Raw genomic sequence first — 3,215 nt, forward strand, 5'->3', positions numbered from 1 at the left:
GTCTAACCTTCGGGAGGACGGTTACCACGGTGTGATTCATGACTGGGGTGAAGTCGTAACAAGGTAGCCGTAGGGGAACCTGCGGCTGGATCACCTCCTTAATCGACGACATCAGCTGCTCCATAAGTTCCCACACGAATTGCTTGATTCATTGAAGAAGACGATAGAAGCAGCTTTAAGCTCCAAGCTGATAGCTCACGCTAACAGTTACAAGCTCGAAATTGGGTCTGTAGCTCAGTTGGTTAGAGCGCACCCCTGATAAGGGTGAGGTCGGCAGTTCGAATCTGCCCAGACCCACCAATTTTGTGTGGGAAACGCCTGTAGAAATACGGGGCCATAGCTCAGCTGGGAGAGCGCCTGCCTTGCACGCAGGAGGTCAACGGTTCGATCCCGTTTGGCTCCACCATTTACTGCTTCTGACGTTAGAGTTTAGAAATGAGTATTCCGATGCGAATATTGATTTCTAGTCTTTGATTAGATCGTTCTTTAAAAATTTGGGTATGTGATAGAAAGATAGACTGGACGTTACTTTCACTGGTAACGGATCAGGCTAAGGTAAAATTTGTGAGTAATTGCGAATTTTCGGCGAATGTCGTCTTCACAGTATAACCAGATTGCTTGGGGTTATATGGTCAAGTGAAGAAGCGCATACGGTGGATGCCTTGGCAGTCAGAGGCGATGAAAGACGTGGTAGCCTGCGAAAAGCTTCGGGGAGTCGGCAAACAGACTTTGATCCGGAGATGTCTGAATGGGGGAACCCACCTAACATAAGTTAGGTATCTTACGCTGAATACATAGGCGTAAGAAGCGAACCAGGGGAACTGAAACATCTAAGTACCCTGAGGAAAAGAAATCAACCGAGATTCCCTTAGTAGTGGCGAGCGAACGGGGACTAGCCCTTAAGTGGCTTTGAGATTAGCGGAACGCTCTGGAAAGTGCGGCCATAGTGGGTGATAGCCCTGTACGCGAAAATCTCTTAGTCATGAAATCGAGTAGGACGGGGCACGAGAAACCTTGTCTGAATATGGGGGGACCATCCTCCAAGGCTAAATACTACTGACTGACCGATAGTGAACTAGTACCGTGAGGGAAAGGCGAAAAGAACCCCGGAGAGGGGAGTGAAATAGATCCTGAAACCGTATGCGTACAAGCAGTGGGAGCCCACTTTGTTGGGTGACTGCGTACCTTTTGTATAATGGGTCAGCGACTTATTTTCAGTGGCGAGCTTAACCGAATAGGGGAGGCGTAGCGAAAGCGAGTCTTAATAGGGCGTCTAGTCGCTGGGAATAGACCCGAAACCGGGCGATCTATCCATGGGCAGGTTGAAGGTTGGGTAACACTAACTGGAGGACCGAACCGACTACCGTTGAAAAGTTAGCGGATGACCTGTGGATCGGAGTGAAAGGCTAATCAAGCTCGGAGATAGCTGGTTCTCCTCGAAAGCTATTTAGGTAGCGCCTCATGTATCACTGTAGGGGGTAGAGCACTGTTTCGGCTAGGGGGTCATCCCGACTTACCAAACCGATGCAAACTCCGAATACCTACAAGTGCCGAGCATGGGAGACACACGGCGGGTGCTAACGTCCGTCGTGAAAAGGGAAACAACCCAGACCGTCAGCTAAGGTCCCAAAGTTATGGTTAAGTGGGAAACGATGTGGGAAGGCTTAGACAGCTAGGAGGTTGGCTTAGAAGCAGCCACCCTTTAAAGAAAGCGTAATAGCTCACTAGTCGAGTCGGCCTGCGCGGAAGATTTAACGGGGCTCAAACCATACACCGAAGCTACGGGTATCACTTAGGTGATGCGGTAGAGGAGCGTTCTGTAAGCCTGTGAAGGTGAGTTGAGAAGCTTGCTGGAGGTATCAGAAGTGCGAATGCTGACATGAGTAACGATAATGGGTGTGAAAAACACCCACGCCGAAAGACCAAGGTTTCCTGCGCAACGTTAATCGACGCAGGGTTAGTCGGTCCCTAAGGCGAGGCTGAAAAGCGTAGTCGATGGAAAACAGGTTAATATTCCTGTACTTCTGGTTATTGCGATGGAGGGACGGAGAAGGCTAGGCCAGCTTGGCGTTGGTTGTCCAAGTTTAAGGTGGTAGGCTGAGATCTTAGGTAAATCCGGGATCTTAAGGCCGAGAGCTGATGACGAGTGTTCTTTTAGAACACGAAGTGGTTGATGCCATGCTTCCAAGAAAAGCTTCTAAGCTTCAGGTAACCAGGAACCGTACCCCAAACCGACACAGGTGGTTGGGTAGAGAATACCAAGGCGCTTGAGAGAACTCGGGTGAAGGAACTAGGCAAAATGGCACCGTAACTTCGGGAGAAGGTGCGCCGGTGAGGGTGAAGCATTTACTGCGTAAGCCCATGCCGGTCGAAGATACCAGGCCGCTGCGACTGTTTATTAAAAACACAGCACTCTGCAAACACGAAAGTGGACGTATAGGGTGTGACGCCTGCCCGGTGCCGGAAGGTTAATTGATGGGGTTAGCTAACGCGAAGCTCTTGATCGAAGCCCCGGTAAACGGCGGCCGTAACTATAACGGTCCTAAGGTAGCGAAATTCCTTGTCGGGTAAGTTCCGACCTGCACGAATGGCGTAACGATGGCGGCGCTGTCTCCACCCGAGACTCAGTGAAATTGAAATCGCTGTGAAGATGCAGTGTATCCGCGGCTAGACGGAAAGACCCCGTGAACCTTTACTATAGCTTTGCACTGGACTTTGAATTTGCTTGTGTAGGATAGGTGGGAGGCTTTGAAGCGTGGACGCCAGTTCGCGTGGAGCCAACCTTGAAATACCACCCTGGCAACTTTGAGGTTCTAACTCAGGTCCGTTATCCGGATCGAGGACAGTGTATGGTGGGTAGTTTGACTGGGGCGGTCTCCTCCTAAAGAGTAACGGAGGAGTACGAAGGTGCGCTCAGACCGGTCGGAAATCGGTCGTAGAGTATAAAGGCAAAAGCGCGCTTGACTGCGAGACAGACACGTCGAGCAGGTACGAAAGTAGGTCTTAGTGATCCGGTGGTTCTGTATGGAAGGGCCATCGCTCAACGGATAAAAGGTACTCCGGGGATAACAGGCTGATACCGCCCAAGAGTTCATATCGACGGCGGTGTTTGGCACCTCGATGTCGGCTCATCACATCCTGGGGCTGAAGCCGGTCCCAAGGGTATGGCTGTTCGCCATTTAAAGTGGTACGCGAGCTGGGTTTAGAACGTCGTG

The 3,215-nt window shown here is 50.8% G+C and carries 2 tRNA genes and 2 rRNA genes; all 4 read left to right on the top strand.

What is annotated here, in order from left to right:
* Nucleotides 1–101 (top strand): 16S ribosomal RNA (locus F8N85_RS33505); the annotation flags it as partial.
* 122 nt (nucleotides 102–223) lie between these two features.
* A tRNA-Ile gene (locus F8N85_RS33510) sits at nucleotides 224–300 on the top strand.
* 30 nt (nucleotides 301–330) lie between these two features.
* Nucleotides 331–406, top strand: a tRNA-Ala gene (locus tag F8N85_RS33515).
* 224 nt (nucleotides 407–630) lie between these two features.
* A 23S ribosomal RNA gene (locus F8N85_RS33520) occupies nucleotides 631–3,215 on the top strand; the annotation flags it as partial.

The organism is Pseudomonas fluorescens, assembly GCF_902497875.1.
Classification (GTDB): Bacteria; Pseudomonadota; Gammaproteobacteria; order Pseudomonadales; family Pseudomonadaceae; genus Aquipseudomonas; species Aquipseudomonas fluorescens_BR.